Origin of the sequence: Mucilaginibacter sp. SMC90, assembly GCF_022811725.1 — a bacterium.
GTDB lineage: Bacteria > Bacteroidota > Bacteroidia > Sphingobacteriales > Sphingobacteriaceae > Mucilaginibacter.
Genome location: NZ_CP094527.1, coordinates 4,107,512 through 4,125,279, shown reverse-complemented (window position 1 = coordinate 4,125,279; position 17,768 = coordinate 4,107,512). Strand labels below are relative to the sequence as shown.

The following is a 17,768-nucleotide window of genomic DNA, read 5'->3' as shown; positions in this document are numbered from 1 at the left end:
TAAGCACCCTATTTTCGGACAACCATTATAAACACACAGGGCAGTTACATTGCTCTACAAACAGTTTCAAATGAAAAAAAATTACTTATTCAGTTATGCTTTGGCCGTTCAGGCTTACCCCAGCAACAAATCATTATTCAACTTAAATAATCGGTATAATGATGCGCAGGTTTTTTAGTCTTTTCATACTGGTTATAGCAACCGGTTTGAGTGTTGCTCAGGCGCAGCAAGTTATTAAAGGAAAGATCAGCGATGAAACCGGATCTCCGCTTACCGGAGCTACCGTTTATTTAACAGCCGAACAAAAAGGGGCAATGACAGATACGGGAGGTAACTTCTCTATCACATCGCACAATAAGGCAAATAAAGTTCGTATCTCTTATATAGGTTATAAAACACAGGAGGCAGACCTAAGCTCATTTAAAGCCTTCAGCGCTATCACCCTTGAAAGAAATGGCGGCAAGCTGGACGAAGTGGTAGTTGTAGGTTATGGCACTACAGCAAAAAAAGACCTTACCGGCTCTGTAAGTACACTAAGTGGTACCCTAATAGATGAACGTAAAACAACACAATTGAGTCAGGCCTTGCAGGGCGCTATTCCGGGTGTGGCGGTAACGCGTAATTCAGGTGCACCCGGTAGCAGTGCCACCATATTAATAAGAGGGGTAACAACTTTGGGTGTTAATGATCCGCTGGTGATTATTGATGGCGTACCGGGCAGTCTTGATGCTGTAAACCCAGATAATGTGGAAAATATATCTGTGCTTAAAGATGCTGCTTCTTCGGCCATTTACGGTTCCCGCGCGGCAGCCGGCGTTATCTTGGTAACTACCAAACGCGCCAAAGAAGGACAGGCTATTATTGGCTACAACGCCAATTTTGGATGGCAAAGGGCTACCAGCACTCCATCATTTGTGGATGCACCTACTTATATGAGTTTGTTTAATGAAATGAAGGTAAATGATGGTGCATCACCGATCTATGATGCCAGCGTGATCCAGAATTTTGCTTCACTTCATGCCTCTGATCCCGACAAATACCCAAACACAGATTGGCAAAAAGACTTTTTCAAAAACTATGCTTTTCAGCAGCAGCATGATATTGACATTAGCGTTGGCTCCAAAAATGTAAAAACAAAGGTGATGGCCGGATATACTAACCAGGCCTCATTGGAGCCGGGACGTTCATTTAACCGCTATTCAATCAGGGCAAATAATGATCTCAGGATCAATGATAAATTAAATGCTAATGTAGACTTGGCTTATCTTCGCAATGAATACCTCACACCAACACGTACCGGCGTTTGGCTGGTGCGCCAGTTGCCGGCTATTTATGATGATTACTATACCGATGGACGTTATGCTCCCGGTAAAGATGGAGGCAACCCCATTGCTCTTAATAGCCTGGGAGGACTTACAGATAACCGCGCCAACCAGTTTAATGCCAGGCTTCAATTAAATTTCAATCCCGTTAAAGGATTAAAACTGAGTGGTGTATTTGCGCCGCAACTGGGTTTCGGCAATAACAGCGCGTTTTCAAAAATTGTTACTTATACCGCGCCAACCGATCCTACATTGGTGGTAAATACCAGTGGCAATACCAACTCACTTACCCAAACGCAAACCTATGCGCAGGCTATCAATATGCAGGCATTGGCCAATTATCAGATCACCATTGCCGGCAATCATAACGTAAGCGCTTTGCTGGGTTACGAGAACAATACTTTCCATAATGAAAATACCGGTGAGTATCGCGATGGCTATGTTTTACCTAATTACCAGGTACTTGATGCAGGCTCTAAAACCAACGCCACCAATAATGGCAATGCTGATGAAAGCGCGTTGCGTTCATTTTTTGGCCGCTTAGCTTACAGCTACAAAGGTAAATATCTGTTGCAGGCCAACGCCCGTTATGATGGCTCGTCACGCTTTGCACCGGGCAACCGCTGGGGTTTCTTCCCTTCGGTATCCGCAGGTTGGGTAGTTACCGAAGAAGAAGCCTTTAAAGACAAGCTGCCATTTTCCTTCCTGAAATTGCGCGGATCATGGGGCAGGAACGGCAACCAGCAAATCGGCAACTATAGCTACCAGTCGCTCATTAATTTAAGCCCGGTGCTGTTTTATAATAGTGCCGGTCAGATTGTACCGGTTACTGCCGGCAATCAGCTTTACTATGCGGTGAAAGGTATTACATGGGAAACCAAGCAGGATTTTGATATCGGTTTAGATATGGCTTTCCTGAATAACCGCCTGGCGGTAACTGCCGATTATTTCGATAAAAAAACATACAACATTTTGCTTAATCTTCCTATTCCGCTTAACACCGGTTTATTGGCCACTTCACAAAACGGGGGCAAAATGCTTAACAAAGGCTGGGAGTTGCAAATAGGCTGGAATGACAGGATAGGTAAGGACTGGAAATACAGCATCTCGGTTAACCTGTCCGATTATACTAATAAGATCGTGGACCTGAAAGGAACATCCACGCTGGGCGCTCAGGCACTGCTTGAAGGGCAGCCATATAATGTGTGGTATGGTTACCAGGCGCAGGGATATTTTAAAGACGCCAATGATGTAGCCACATCGGCCAAGCTTACCGGCGGCGAAAAGCCAGGCGATATTAAATATGCAGATATCAATGGCGATGGTAAGATCACTGCCGATAAAGACCAGGTGCCGCTGGGCAATTCACTGCCACGGTATTTGTACGGAGGTAATGCCAGCATTAAATACAAGAACATTGATTTTGGCTTTTCGTTCCAGGGTGTGGGTAAACAAACCGGTAAGATGACGGCAGATATTGTTCAGCCCTTCTTGGATAACTATGGAAACGTAAATACATCCTACGTAGGCAACTATTGGACGCCCGATAACCCTAATGCCAAATATCCGCGTCTGAGCTACAGCAATATCAACGTTAACTATACGCCTAACTCAAACTTCTGGTTATTTAACGCTGCTTATTTCAGGCTGAAGGATGTAACAATGGGTTACACCTTTAAACCATCATTGCTAAAATACATAGGTGTAAAAAGCGCCCGTGTGTTTGTAAGTGCTACCGATGCTTTTACGGTCAGCAATTACCCCAAAGGCTGGGACCCTGAAGTTACCAAAGGCAATAACACGCCGGTTACCACCTATTTCACAGGCGTAAACGTAACCTTTTAATCACAACAGAAAATGAAAAGACCATATTTAGCCCTTATTGTACTGCTGTTGCTCACTTTTGCCGGCTGCAAAAAATTAGACCGCTTTCCGCTGGATAGCCCCAGCAGCGAAACTTTTTATTCTAACAAAATAGAGCTTGATGCAGCTGTAGCAGCTCTATACAATGGCTCCCTTTATGTACAGGACTCAGAAGAGTGGACAGATAATTACTGGAACCGTACCAGCCAGGGCAACGAAATTATTCATGGTACAGCTACCATCCAGTCATCTAATTTTAACAACCTGTGGTTAACAAGTTATAAAGGCATCGCACGTGCCAATGGTATCCTTGATAATATTAACAAAGCACAAGATATTAGCGCCGATTATCGCAAGCAAGTGGAAGCACAAGCCCGCTTTGCCCGCGCCTGGGAGTATGCGTTACTTATTGTACACTTTGGCGATGTGCCGCTGATCACTACCACACTTTCGCTTGAAGACTCGTACAAAATTAAACGCACACCGGTAGCAGATGTTCAAAAGTTCATTTATAGCGAATTTGATTTTGCCGCTTCGGTACTGCCGGCTGCTTACACTACAGGTTTACAGTATTTTACCAAAGGTGCTGCATTAGGTATAAAAGCCCGCCTCGCAATTTCTATGAACGACTGGGCTACCGCCGCCGCTGCCGCCCAGGAAGTGATCAACATGAAAACTTATAACCTTTATCCTTCCTATCGTAACTTGTTCCTGCGTGTAGGGCAGCACAGTTCGGAAGTAATGCTGTCTTTCCCGCGTTCACTTGTTTACGGAACTACATATGATATCCAATATACGTTATCGCGCCTTGCCGGTGGTTACGCCTCCAATATTCCCACTGTTGAGCTAATTGACAGCTATGAATGCACCGACGGAAAGACCATTGATAAATCGCCTCTGTATGATCCTCTGCACCCGTTTGATAACCGCGATCCACGCCTTAAGGCTACTATTGTAACGCCGGGCACTACCTGGCTGGGCTATGTTTATCAAAACCACCCTGACAGTACAATGGTATTTAGTACCAGTGCTAATAAAAAGGTAGCTAATAAAGACAATAAGAGCTCGGCCAATCCTTTTGCCAGCTATACCGGGTATTTATGGATGAAAACCATTGATGACAGCCAATTGGCCAATTATAACAAAGTTGATCTTGACCAGATCGTACTACGCTACGCCGAAATATTGCTCATATATGCAGAAGCTAAAATTGAATTGAACCAGATAGATCAGACGGTACTGGATGCTATCAATTCGGTAAGGGCACGGGCTTATGGTGTACCTCAGAGTGCTGCAACGCAGTATCCGGCTGTAACTGCCGGCGGCCAGGCCGACTTGAGAAAGATCCTTCGCCGCGAACGCCGCATTGAGTTTGCTTTTGAAGGCCGCCGCTATATGGATCTTCTGCGCTGGAAAATAGCAGAATCCGTATTCAACAAACCAATGTATGGTGTGCCGTTCAATAAAGCTGATTATCCGTTCCCGGGAACGCCTACTTTTGATGCCAACGACATCCCATCATACGATGCCTTTGCATCTAAACTAACTAAAATTGATACGAGATCTTTTAATCCATCCAAAAATTACTTGTGGGCAGTACCTTACAATGAGCTGGCATTGAACAAAGATTTGGTACAAAACCCGGGCTGGTAACAACAGAATAACAGACATCAACCTCTGATAAATAATATATGCTAAAAGAAGAATTTGTTCCCAAACGTGAGCTGAGATCAGTATCAGTAGATGCAGACCTGGTGATAGTGGGTGGTGGATTGGCCGGCGTTTGCTGCGCAATTACAGCGGCAAGGGCCGGGTTAAAAGTAACCCTGGTACAGGACAGGCCTGTGCTTGGTGGAAACGCCTCGAGCGAGGTGCGTTTATGGGTGCTGGGTGCAACGTCGCACATGGGCAATAATAACCGCTGGGCCCGTGAGGGCGGTGTTCTTGATGAGCTGCTGGTGGAAAACATGTACCGGAACCCCGAAGGTAACCCATTGATATTTGACAGCATATTGCTGGACAAAGTAGTTGCCGAACTGAACATCAGCCTGCTTTTGAATACCTCGATTTATGAGGTAGAGAAAAAGGCTGATGACATGATTAAATCTATAACCGGTTTTTGCAGCCAAAACGCTACCCGGTACAAACTAAGCGCACCTCTGTTTTGTGATTGTTCCGGCGATGGTATCGTAGGGTTTCTTTCGGGGGCAGCGTTCCGTATGGGCGCTGAGAGTAAAGATGAGTTTGGCGAAAAATTTGCGCCCGCCTCCGCTTATGGCGAATTGCTTGGTCACTCGCTTTACTTTTATTCAAAAGATGTAGGGCACCCGGTAAAATACGTTCCGCCTGCTTTTGCTTTAGATGATATTACCAAAATTCCCCGTTTCCGCAGCTTCAATGCGCAGGAGTACGGATGTAAACTTTGGTGGATAGAATATGGAGGCAGATTAGATACCGTGCACGATACCGAAAAAATAAAATGGGAGCTATGGAAAGTGGTATATGGCACCTGGAATTATATTAAAAACTCAGGTAACTTCCCCGAGGCCGCAAACCTTACTTTAGAGTGGGTTGGTACTATTCCCGGCAAACGCGAAAGCCGGCGTTTTGAAGGCGATTATATGCTCACCCAGCAGGATATTGTAAAGCAAAACACTCATTTTGACGCTGTAGCCTACGGGGGCTGGTCTATTGATTTGCATCCTGCTGATGGTGTATTTAGCGAAAAGCCCGGCTGCAATCAATGGCACAGTAAGGGAATTTACCAGATGCCTTACCGCAGCATGTACAGTAAAAATATCAGTAACTTGTTTTTGGCGGGGAGGATCATCAGTGCCAGTCATGTGGCTTTTGCTTCCACAAGGGTAATGGCAACGGGGGCGCACGCGGCCCAGGCGGTAGCCATTGCAGCCGCTATTTGTAAAGTACAGGGAATAATGCCCGCAGATATTATCAGCAAGGATAAAATCGGCGAATTACAGAAACAACTGATAAAAAGTGGTCAGTATATACCTGGTATTGCCTTACAGGATGAACATGATCTGGTGCAATCGGCACAAATAACTGCCAGCAGTGAATTGTACATTGCTGATATGGCTGTTGACGCTAATACCTTTTTCCTGCCGTTAGATACTGCATCGGCACAATTAATCCCGGTAGATAAGGGCGCATTCCCCCAGGTTTCCTTTGAACTTCGGGCAGCTACCGATACAGAATTTAAAGTTGAGCTGCGCACCAGCAGTATTACCGGTAATTTCACTCCCGATCGTGTTATCGCTCGAAGAACGTTTACGCTTGAGAAAGGGCGAAACCGCATTACTGTAAATTTTGAATTTACAGTGCAAGAACCAGAATACTTTTTCCTGGTATTTGAGCGAAAATCCGAAGTTGGTTTATTATTTACAACTCAACGGTTTACCGGCATGCTTTCCGTATTTAATCTTGTAAATAAAGCAGTATCAAACTATGGTAAGCAAACGCCGCCTGAAGATATTGGCGTAGATGAGTTTGAGTTTTGGTGTCCTCGCCGTCGACCCGATGGCTTTAATATAGCACTTGCGTTCAATCCGCCGCTCAATGTATTTAATGCAGAAGGCATAAGTAATGGGATTGACAGGCCAATATTAACTCCTAACGCCTGGGTAGCCCAAACGGAAGACGAGGCACCTGCCATCACACTGGAGTGGACTGAACAGCAGCAGATCAGCAGTATTCACCTGGTGTTTGATACCGATTTTGACCACCCGATGGAAACCGTTTTAATGACACATCCCGAAAATGTAATGCCTTTCTGCGTAAGAAATTACCGCATTACCGATGGCGAAGGGAAACTGATATTTGAAGCAATGGATAACTATCAAAGCCGAAACATTATCCGGCTGGAAACTCCGGTGCACACTAAAAAATTAATTATTTATACAGAACATCCCGGCAGTAACGTGCCTGCTGCGATATTTGCAGTGCGGTGTTACGCCTAATATATTACAACATGGTAAAACTTGATTTTTGTGTAATGGCGGTCTTCGCCCTCTTGATCTTCGCTATCGGCCTCACGTTTACCAGGGCAAGCAGCAAGAATGGGCAGGCTTTTTTTGAAGCCGGAGGCGCTACGCCCTGGTGGATCAACGGGCTGTCGTTATTTATCAGTTACTTTTCGGCTGGTACGTTTGTGGTTTGGGGTTCTATCGCTTATAAAAGCGGGCTGGTTTCTAATGTTATCCAACTTACCATGGCCATTAGCGGGTTGTTGGTTGCCAGGTTTGTGGCCGCAAAATGGAAGCAAACCGGTGCCGTAACGGCAGCCGATTATCTCGGCCGTCGTTTTGGGTTAAAAACACAACAGTTTTATACTTATCTCATCCTGTTACTTAGTCTTTTTTCAACCGCCGCGGTGCTTTATCCGGTGGGCAAAATGGTGCATGTTGCTACGCCATTCTCGCTTAACGCCTGCATTATCGTTATTGGCCTTATGATTGTACTTTACACTGCGGCAGGTGGTTTATGGGCCGTTTTGGTTACCGATGTCATTCAGTTTGTTATTCTTTCGGCAGCAGTGATCATTGTTATACCCATTGCATTAAAAGAAATTGGCGGGCCGGCGCAGCTTTTTGCAAAAGCCCCGGCGGGCTTCTTCAAGCCCTTTAATAGCGACTATACGCTGGAGTTTATGTTGGCCTTTGTTGTTTACCAGTTGTTTTATATTGGAGGTAACTGGGCTTATGTACAACGTTATACCAGCGTAGCCACCGCCCGCGAATCAAAAAAGGTTGCTTACCTGTTCACTATACTTTACCTGGTTAGTCCGCTCATTTGGATGCTGCCGCCGATGATCTATCGTATCATTAATCCTAACCTGCATGGGCTGGAACCTGAAGGTGCTTATATTATGCTTTGCCAAAAGGTACTGCCTGCGGGGCTGATAGGCCTGGTGCTGGCGGGGATGATCTCGGCCACATCAAGTAAAGCCAACACCACCATCAACCTGGTAGCTACAGTTTTTGCCAACGATGTTTATAAACCGCTGCTCAGGCCTGCAGCATCTGAGAAAGAGATGATCATGATGGCGCGTTTATTTACTTTGTTTTTCGGGGCGGCCACTATAGTTGTGGCTATTCTTATCCCACGGGCCGGAGGGGTAGTAGAAGTAGTGCTCAGTACGGCTTCTATCGCTGGCGGCGCGTTGTTCGGGCCGGTTATCTGGTCATTGTTCTCGCGCAGGCAAACAGCCACATCGCTGGTGAGCATTTCACTGATATCACTATTAACCGGGTTGTTTTTTAAAACGATTGCTCCGGCACTGTTTAATTTTAGCCTGAGCCGCACTGTAGAAACTGTGGTAGGCGTTGGCCTGCCTGTGCTGCTGCTGGCTATAGTAGAGCTAATGGCAAGGGCGGCCAATAAAATAGGGCCCGACTTTATACGCGCAGCCGAAATGCCGGAGGCAACTGAGCGTGCGCTTTCAGGCGATGCCGCGCGGCAAAATGTTTTTGGTGTAAAAGTGATAGCCGTGAGCATGGCTGTGGTGGGAGCTGGCATTATGACGCTTGGCATAATTGCCACAAGTGCTTCGGCCATGGCGCTTGGGGTGGGGGCGTTTATCATTTTTCTGGCCGTTTGGATCTGGTTTAAGGTATGGCACCGCTCCACGGTGTCCTCCGCCTGATGTGTAATTAAAACCAATTTTTAAAACCAATAATTTACACGTATGAGATCATTACTTACAGCGATGGGCATCGCCTTGCTTTGCGTAACCGTTGCCTGCAAAAAACAATTAGTAACCGCGCCGGTTGCAACCAATGATGCCGGCGGCAACCGTCTAACAGTGGAATCTGTACCCGGCGGAGGCTATTTCCGCGGAGCGGACATTAGCGGATTATCTAAGTATGAAGACCTTGACAGCGTTTTTTACAATGCCGCCGGAGCACCAGACGATTGCATCAAAGTACTAAAGGAAAAAGGGATCAACTCCATCAGGTTAAGGGTGTGGGTAGATGCAACCGGCTACAGCGGTAAAAAAGATGTAGCAACTATGGCAAAGCGCGCCAATGACCTGGGTATGAAAGTTATGATCGATTTTCATTTAAGTCACACCTGGGCTGATAACCTGCATCAGCCTATTCCACCCTCCTGGATGCCCGACACGAGTAACCTTACTACCCTGGGCAATGATATTTACAACCATATTTATGGTATGCTTGATACCCTGAAAACGTTGGGTGTAACCCCAACCTGGGCGCAGGTGGGTAACGAAACCGATTTGGGTATTTTAAACCCTGTTGCCAAGGTTAATTTTAGCAGCGCTTATAAATATGACCGGCTGGCTACTTTGCTTAATCGTGGTTATGATGCGGTGAAAGCAATTAATAATAGCATCAAGGTAATTATTCACCTATCGGCTGTTAGCGACGGCCAGGCGAGATTTTATTTTGATAATTTGGTGGCAAACGGGGCAAAGTTTGACATGATTGGCTTTTCAGATTATCCGCCAGACTATACCGGCGATTGGAGAGGCTATGTTAACGACCACAATAATACTTTTAAAGATATCAGTAATCGTTATAACGTTCCGGTAATGATATGCGAGATAGGTGTATTCAGGAATGGGCCGGTTACCGGTCGTGATATATTAGCTATGACGATGGATAAATCGCAAACAATTGCAGCGCCCGGAGTGGCCGGTATGTTTTATTGGGAACCCGAATCGCTTATAGGTAATCGCGGTGCGTTTGCTAATGGCCGCCCGCTTGTCACTATGGATGCCTATTTAAATGACCAGCTAAATGAAACCAACTATGTAAATAACTATAGTTTTGAAGCTAATGGGTCTGCAACGCAAACACCAACCGGCTGGACAACCAATTCGCTAACAAGTACATATACGGCAGATTATACCGAAGCATCAGGATTTTTAGGCTCGTACCGTTTAACGCACTGGTTAGGGTCGGCCTACCAGGTATCTACCCACCAAATTAAAACCGGGCTAACCAACGGTACCTACAAACTATCGGCCTGGGTACAAAGCAGCGGCGGGCAAAATACCTGTCAGCTTTTCGCGAAAGATTTCGGTAGCACCGAACTGAACAAGACTTTGCCGGTTACCAGTAACTGGACTTATATAGAAATCCCTAACATTGTGATCACAAACGGCCAATGCGATTTTGGCCTGCGGTCAGACGCACCTGCAGGTAAGTGGTGCAGGATTGATGATGTTGCATTTTACAAAACCAATTAAGTATTTTATCCCCCGGTCGCTTGCGGTAGCAGCGGCCGGGATGTGTTTTTAAATTTTATCACACCGATCACCAATTTATTCATCAACCTAATAGTTTTAATCGAGAAAAGAAGCCCGATCCATGAAGTACAAGATATTTTTGCCGGTTTGTTTGTTGTTGTTGTTATCAGCCATTTTCGCCCATGCTCAAAAAAGCATTTCGCTTAACGGCACATGGCAGTTTCAAACCGATTCTGCTGATGCAGGCGAAGCACAGCACTGGTATGCAACCGAAGCGCGGGCATATACCGACCAACTCAGTGTGCCCGGTAATTGGAACACCGAAAACCGCTACACTGCATACACAGGCAAAGGTTGGTATAAAAAAACGGTTTTTATCCCTTCAACCTTAAAAGGCAAGCTCATCAGGCTTTATTTTGAAGGGGTTTACAACCTTGCCAAAGTTTGGGTTAATGGGCAGTTTGTTACAGAAAACAACCTGGGCTACCTGCAATTTGAAAACGACGTTTCAGGTTTACTGCGTTATGGTCAAACAAATACAGTTGTAGTATGTGCCGACAATCATTTTAAAATAGGTGCACTATGGAACTGGGGAGGTATCAGGCGCCCGGTTAAATTACTGGTTAATGACCCGGTATATATCGCTAAAAACCACGTTACGCCAAAGGTTTACCTGGATAAACGTACTGCCGTAGTTAATTTTGAATTAGCGTTGATCAACACATCACATCAGGCTGCTGGTGTATCGGGTAAAATCGAGATTGCAGTGAAAGGTAATCTGGTAAAAACGGTTCCTTTTAAAACCAATATTGCAGCAAATCAAACTACCAAACAATTGCTTGAAACGCAGATCAACCCAGGTGAGTTTAGGCTCTGGAACCTGGATGAGCCGACTCTTTACACATACAAAATAACATTATATAAGGGAGTAGCTGCTGTTGACACGTTGAGCGGACGTTTTGGCTTGCGTGTAGTTGAAATGGATAAGACCAAAAAGCAACTTAAACTAAATGGCAAAGTTATAAGGCCGCTGGGCTTTAACCTTGTGCCCGATGACCGTGCTACCGGTAACACCTTGCCGCTATGGAGGGTTAAAGAAGATATTGATTTGATGAAAAGCCTGGGCGTTGGCGTTGCGCGCATGTCGCACATGCCTTATCACCAGGAGCTATTGGACTACCTTGACGAGCAGGGCATCATGATTTGCGAAGAGATACCCGTTTGGGGTGATAAGAACAGTTTGGTGAAAACTGATAACCCCGTAACTAACGAGTGGCTGCGCCGGATGATAGATGATCATTATAATCATCCATGCATTATTGGCTGGAGCGTAGGCAATGAGATTGGAAAGAACAAGGAAGTAATGCCTTATACCGATAAAGCCATTCAACTGGTAAAACAGTTGGATTCTACGCGGCTGGGCGTTACAGTGAGCTACACAGCCGCCAATCCTACCGATCATTTGCAATTTTCTGACATCGGGTTTATTAATTGTTATGGTCGCGAAATAGGCAAACTGGTCGACCGGATCCATAAGGCGCATCCTGAAAGCACGTTGTTTTTATCAGAGTTTGGGCTTGGACAATTAAATGAGGATCTGTCAACCGATTTTCCAATCCAACACATGATGGATTCCCTGCGGATGAAGCCCTATCTGATCGGCGCGTCGTTGTGGACATTTAACGATTACCGGAGCACCTATAAAGATACTAAAGAGGCCTCGCAAAACCGTCCCTGGGGGCTGGTAGATGTGGCGAGACAAAAGAAGGCGGCTTTTTATTCATTCCGTAAAACTAACATGCCGGTAGCAGGATTTAAAGCTGATATAAAGGGCGGAGCGCCATCAAATGATGTTGAGGTTAATGTTAACATTAAGCCACGTGCAGTTTTTGATTTACCGGCGTACGAACTTGAAGGGTACCGTGTAGTATTAAAACTGGTAGATAACGCAGGTAAGTTAATTGGCGGTGATTTTGCCGCATTACCTGTGATACGTCCCGGCGACAGCCCGTTAAGTTTGACGTTAAATGGCAGAAACGGGACTGCCTTTAAGGCCAATATAAGTCTGGTATCACCTCAAAATTATGTGTTATATGACACGGTGATCTATTTTCAAAAACCTTTAAAGCCTCGTGTTTTATTTGCGACAAGCGGATATAAGCAAATCGGTAGTGATGAAGTCAAACAAGCTATCACCCAGATCAGGTTTGAAAAGGACGGTTCGGCTGCGATGTACAAAGTTCGGTATCAGGTTGCGGGACAGATTAAAGAAACCCAGCCAACTATCGGTAGCTATATCAATATTGCTGATACCGTTCATATTACCAATATTGAATTGGTTGCCGTTAACAATGCAGGGGAAACTTTGACAAAACTACCAGCCATCATCCAAACCGGACATTTATTGCCACCCCTTATCCGCTTTAGCGAAGCTGCCAATAGCGCGTTTTTCACGGGAGTTGAAACTACTGTGGATGACCGGCGGTTTACCGTACAGGTAACTGAGCATGCGGGCGATTATACCCACGCAATGAATACAGTTGCCGATACCAAAGGCTCGTTTAAAGTAAACGGCTTAATGAACGGCAAAACATACTATTACAGGGTTAAACGAACAACTGCGGATGGCGAAGAATCAACCTGGTCAGAAGAAATAGCGGTAAAACCTGATGGAGGCTTGCGGGTAAGTCCACGCATTCAAGGAGTGATCAGTAATGGAAATGATGCTGTAATCTGCTTTGAACCGGTAAAAAAGGCAACCGGTTATGATCTGTTATTCCACTATGGCAATGAAAAGAATTGGCACCATGAACTAATTAATACCAGTTTGGCCGATCAATATCAAATTAAATTAGGCAGTAAGGGAGGAAAAGTTACGGTTAAGCTGGCTGCCATTAATGAATCCGGGAAATCGGATTATACAGAACTGCGTTAAACCAAAGGAAAATATGAGGCGCGCAAGCTTATTAATTTTCATCCTGCTTATTTGTATACCGGCCATAGCGAGGATTGCACCTGAACACCCTGCACAATGGATCTGGCAACCCGGCATTAATCAGGTCAATTGCTGGATGCGGTTTCGCAAACAGGTGACGATTGATCAGCTTCCGGCCAAAATGCAAACCACCATAGCAGCCGATTCCAAATACTGGCTTTGGATAAATGGACAACTCATAATAAGGGAAGGTGGGCTAAAGCGAACGCCCAACCCGCATGATACCTACGCTGATACCATAGACCTTAAGCCTTACCTGGTGAAAGGAAAAAACACTATTGCGGCGTTGGTTTGGTATTGGGGAAAGGAGGGGCACGGGCACAACAGCAGCGGCCGTGGCGGATTTTATCTTAATACACCGGCAAACAGCCTGATAGCAACCGATAGCAGCTGGCGGGCATCGATACATCCAGGTTTTGATACTTTGCAAACAGGCCCGCAGCCTTACCGGCCACTGGCCGAGTTTAACGTAACCTTTGATGCTCGTAAAGACGATACAGGATGGTACGCTGCTGATTATGATGACTGCGCCTGGCCTCGTGCTGCCAACTACGGTACATCTCCGGCATTGCCATGGGGTAAGCTGGTTAACCGGCAGATACCTCAATGGAAAGATTATGGCCTTAAAAATTATGTGAATAGCTTTTCGAAAAGCCCCATCGGCAATATCATGATCATGAAATTGCCTTATAATGCACAGATTACGCCATATTTTAAAATTAAGGCACCGGCTGGCCTGGTAATCAATATTAATACAGATAAATATACCGATGGCGGGGCATACAACGTACGCTCGTGTTATATCACGCGCAGCGGCGTACAGGAGTTTGAATCACCGGGGTGGATGAGTGGAGAGCAGGTATGGTACACGTTTCCGACAGGAGTAGAGGTGATCTCGCTGCAATATCGCGAAACGGGCTATGATACCGGTTTCGATGGAGCATTTACCTGCAATGATGAGTTTTATAACAACCTCTGGCAAAAAGCCCGTCGCACGCTTTACCTTAACATGCGTGATAATTTTATGGATTGCCCTACCCGCGAACGTGCCATGTGGTGGGGTGATGTGGTAACTGAATCTTTACAAGGCTATTATGCTTTTTCGGCTAGCGCACATCAGTTGGTACAAAAGGCCATTAACGAATTGGTAAGCTGGCAAACCGATGAAGGGGTGCTTTACTCGCCAATACCGGGCCCGCACCCGCCGCTGCCATTTGGCCCGCATCGCGAGCTACCGCTGCAGAGCCTGGCCGCTATCGGCAATTTGGGCTTTTGGGATTATTACCTGTTTACCGGCGACAAAAAAACGCTTATTGAAGCTTATCCCACAGTTAAAAAATACCTCTCTTTATGGAGTATAGGCGCTGACGGTCTGGTAAAACACAGGGATGGCAAATGGAACTGGCAGGACTGGGGCCAAAACATTGATGCGCCGCTGCTTGATAATGCATGGTATTACTCGGCTTTGTCGTCGGCCAAAAAAATGGCTGTTTTATCAGGGTTTCCTAAAGACACTGTAGCATACCAAACACAAATGATAAGTATCAGTGCCAAATTTGATCAAACTTTTTGGACAGGGACTGCATACCGCTCGCCCGCGCACAAAGGCTCACCCGATGACCGGGGAAATGCCATGGCTGTTGTTACCGGCCTGGCTGGCAGGGATAAATGGGAGCAAATAAATGAGGTATTGAAAAATCAGCAATATGCCGGGCCATATATGGAGAAATATGTATTGGAAGCTATGTTTATGATGGGGCACGCCGACGATGCACTTCAACGGATGAAAGAACGGTATGCTGCTATGGTGAACGGTGAAGGTACTACGTTATGGGAAGGCTGGCAGCAAGGGTTTTACGAAACAAGCAATCACGGCTGGAGTGGTGGTCCGCTGGCCCTGCTGATGCAGTATGCTGCCGGCATTGCTCCGGTTGAACCTGGCTTTAAAAAGTTCATGATAAAGCCTCTGCCGGGCGGGTTAAAGCATATTAACGCTACCGTACCCACGCGTTATGGCCTTATAAATTTTGATCTTGTACCGGATGGTGCTTTATTAAATATAAAGTTAAAAGTGCCGGCAGGTACGCAAGGACTTCTTGATCTATCCGGTATCGATGTTTCGGGTAAACTACTGTATATTAATGGTGGCTTGATCGGGAGCCAATTATTAAAGAGACCAGGGCAGATCAAAGTGTTTTACAAAGACGGGCATCCTGTTTATGTGTTTAATGGTGAAAAAGAAAAGAATTAACCCTTCTAAACTGTAGATTACAGATTTTAGCTAAAAATGAGAAAAAGAAGTCTTTTAAGTATGTTGTGTATAACCTGGTTACTATCAGGTACGGCTATCGCACAGAAAAAAACTAATGTTATTTTCATCCTGACCGACGACCTGGGTTACGGCGATATTGGTGTATTTAATCAGCTTCAGCGAAAAAGCAAAGGACTGCCTTGTGAGCTTACGCCCAATATTGATGCTATGGCTAAGGCTGGTGTGCGTTTCACGCAACAGTATGCTAATGCGCCGGTTTGCGCACCCTCGCGGGCTTCGTTACTTACCGGGGTTAACCAGGGTAATGCTTCGGTAAGGGATAATCAGTTTGATAAGCAACTGGAGGAAAACTATAATGTAGCCAATGTACTTAAAGCAGCAGGTTATAACACTGTTGCCATAGGTAAGTGGGGTTTGCAGGGCATAAAAGAAACTGGTCCGGATTGGCCGGCACATCCGCTGAAACGAGGTTTCGACAAATATTATGGTTATATGCGCCATAACGACGGACATGAGCACTATCCGTTTGAAGGTATTTATTCAGGAAAAAAAGAGGTTTGGGATGATGATCGTGAAGTATCATCAGGATTAAGTAAATGTTATACTGCCGATTTATGGACGGCTGCTGCCAAGAAATGGATTACCGACCATGCAAACGGCAAGGATTCAGGCAAACCGTTTTTTATGTACCTGGCTTATGATACACCACATGCGGTTATTGAGTTGCCAACGGAGGCTTACCCCACAGGCGGCGGTTTAAAAGGTGGCCTGCAATGGCTGGGCACCAGCGGCCACATGATCAATACAGCATCAGGTACACCTGATTCGTACATATATCCGGCTTTCGCCAATGCTACTTATGACGACGACCAAAACCCAGCCACCCCCGAAGTGCCCTGGCCCGATACCTATAAACGCTATGCTACTGCCGTACAGCGTATAGATGCTGCGGTGGGCGATATCAGGCAATTGCTGCAGGACTTGCATATAGCAGGTAATACGCTGATTATTTTTACGTCTGATAATGGCCCATCTATTGAATCATATCTGCCTGCATCTTTTGTGCCTAATCACCCTACCTTTTTTGGAAGTTATGGCCCATTCGATGGCATCAAGCGTGACTGCTGGGAGGGAGGGCTGCGGATGCCGACGGTGGCCATCTGGCCTAAACAAATCAAAGCCGGAACTATTGTAAACACACCTTCCATGCTTTCGGACTGGCCTGCCACCTTTGCTGATGTTGCTCATCTGCCTGCACCTGCAAGGTTTGATGGTGTTTCGCTACTGCCATCCTTATCCGGGGTAGGCAAACAGGAAAAGGGGATGGTATATGTAGAATATTTTGAAGGTGGGCATACGCCAACTTTTAAAGAGTTTGAAGCGTCCCGGCGCGGCAAACTGAGGAAGCAAATGCAGGCCATTCGTATGGACAGCCTGGTAGGGGTGCGCTATGATATTCAATCATCTGCAGATGATTTTGAGATATATAATGTGCTTGAAGATCCAAAGGAAACTGTCAACCTGGCTAAGCTACCCGCTTATGCAGCTATTCAAACCGCTATGAAAGATAAGGTGCTGCAGGTTCGTCGCCCGGATGCGGAAGCTCCCCGGCCTTATGATAATGATGCTATCCCAGCAGTAAGCGATGCGAAAAATATAACACCGGGTTTATTATGGAAATATTATGAGGGCGTTTTTCCGTGGGTATCAAAGCCGGGAAACCTTAAAGTCAGTCAAAACGGCATCAGTACTGATTTCTCTGTAAAGAACAAGCATAATGGTTTGATCATGTACAAAGGCTATATCCGTATCCCGGCAGATGGCAAGTATACTTTTACTTTTTCGGCGAAGGATAAGGCATATGTCCGTTTGCATGAAGCTACTTTAATTGATGCGGATTTTGGTTATCAGCCGGGTGAAAAAAGAACCAGATCTGTTAACCTGAAAGCTGGCCTGCACCCCGTTTCAATTTATTTTTCAGTTGGTACGTCCGGTTCAGGCTTTAAATTTTCCTGTACAGCAGAGGATGGCACCGAGATTTTAAAGCCGAAAAACCTGTATCATTAAATTAAAGCTACTACTATT

General features: G+C 45.7%; 8 protein-coding genes. All 8 read left to right on the top strand.

The genetic code is table 11. The annotated features are described in order from the left end of the window. The first annotated feature begins 158 nt into the window (after positions 1–158). The 8 genes from MTO98_RS17665 (at position 159) to MTO98_RS17630 (ending at position 17,750) form a co-directional block, all read left to right on the top strand. Positions 159–3,167: a TonB-dependent receptor gene (locus MTO98_RS17665; RefSeq protein WP_243480210.1), complete on the top strand. Its 3,009-nt coding sequence runs from the start codon at positions 159–161 to the stop codon at positions 3,165–3,167. A gap of 12 nt (positions 3,168–3,179) precedes the next feature. After that, entirely contained in the window at positions 3,180–4,838 is a 1,659-nt protein-coding gene (locus MTO98_RS17660; RefSeq protein WP_243480209.1) for a RagB/SusD family nutrient uptake outer membrane protein, read from the top strand. Positions 4,839–4,876: 38 nt separating this feature from the next. Further along, complete coding sequence (locus MTO98_RS17655; RefSeq protein WP_243480208.1) at positions 4,877–7,162, top strand: FAD-dependent oxidoreductase; 2,286 nt, start codon at positions 4,877–4,879, stop codon at positions 7,160–7,162. An 11-nt stretch (positions 7,163–7,173) separates the two neighbouring features. Then, positions 7,174–8,847, top strand: a complete 1,674-nt coding sequence (locus MTO98_RS17650) for a sodium:solute symporter family protein (protein ID WP_243480207.1) — start codon at positions 7,174–7,176, stop codon at positions 8,845–8,847. 42 nt (positions 8,848–8,889) lie between these two features. Continuing rightward, on the top strand, positions 8,890–10,416 hold the full coding sequence (locus tag MTO98_RS17645; RefSeq protein WP_243480206.1) for a glycosyl hydrolase 53 family protein: 1,527 nt from the start codon (positions 8,890–8,892) through the stop codon (positions 10,414–10,416). 121 nt (positions 10,417–10,537) lie between these two features. After that, entirely contained in the window at positions 10,538–13,351 is a 2,814-nt protein-coding gene (locus MTO98_RS17640) for a sugar-binding domain-containing protein (RefSeq protein ID WP_243480205.1), read from the top strand. 13 nt (positions 13,352–13,364) lie between these two features. Then, the gene (locus MTO98_RS17635) at positions 13,365–15,662 is read left to right on the top strand and encodes an alpha-L-rhamnosidase C-terminal domain-containing protein (RefSeq protein WP_243480204.1); all 2,298 of its coding nucleotides are present in this window, start codon (positions 13,365–13,367) and stop codon (positions 15,660–15,662) included. A 36-nt stretch (positions 15,663–15,698) separates the two neighbouring features. Continuing rightward, a complete protein-coding gene (locus MTO98_RS17630; protein WP_243480203.1) occupies positions 15,699–17,750 on the top strand; it encodes a sulfatase-like hydrolase/transferase in 2,052 nt (683 codons plus the stop codon). Positions 17,751–17,768: the final 18 nt, after the last annotated feature.

Coding starts and splice junctions, on each gene's coding strand:
- MTO98_RS17655 (WP_243480208.1), top strand. CDS start 4,877: ATGCTAAAAGAAGAATTTGTTCCCAAACGTGAGCTGAGATCAGTATCA.
- MTO98_RS17630 (WP_243480203.1), top strand. CDS start 15,699: ATGAGAAAAAGAAGTCTTTTAAGTATGTTGTGTATAACCTGGTTACTA.
- MTO98_RS17665 (WP_243480210.1), top strand. CDS start 159: ATGATGCGCAGGTTTTTTAGTCTTTTCATACTGGTTATAGCAACCGGT.
- MTO98_RS17640 (WP_243480205.1), top strand. CDS start 10,538: ATGAAGTACAAGATATTTTTGCCGGTTTGTTTGTTGTTGTTGTTATCA.
- MTO98_RS17660 (WP_243480209.1), top strand. CDS start 3,180: ATGAAAAGACCATATTTAGCCCTTATTGTACTGCTGTTGCTCACTTTT.
- MTO98_RS17635 (WP_243480204.1), top strand. CDS start 13,365: ATGAGGCGCGCAAGCTTATTAATTTTCATCCTGCTTATTTGTATACCG.
- MTO98_RS17645 (WP_243480206.1), top strand. CDS start 8,890: ATGAGATCATTACTTACAGCGATGGGCATCGCCTTGCTTTGCGTAACC.
- MTO98_RS17650 (WP_243480207.1), top strand. CDS start 7,174: ATGGTAAAACTTGATTTTTGTGTAATGGCGGTCTTCGCCCTCTTGATC.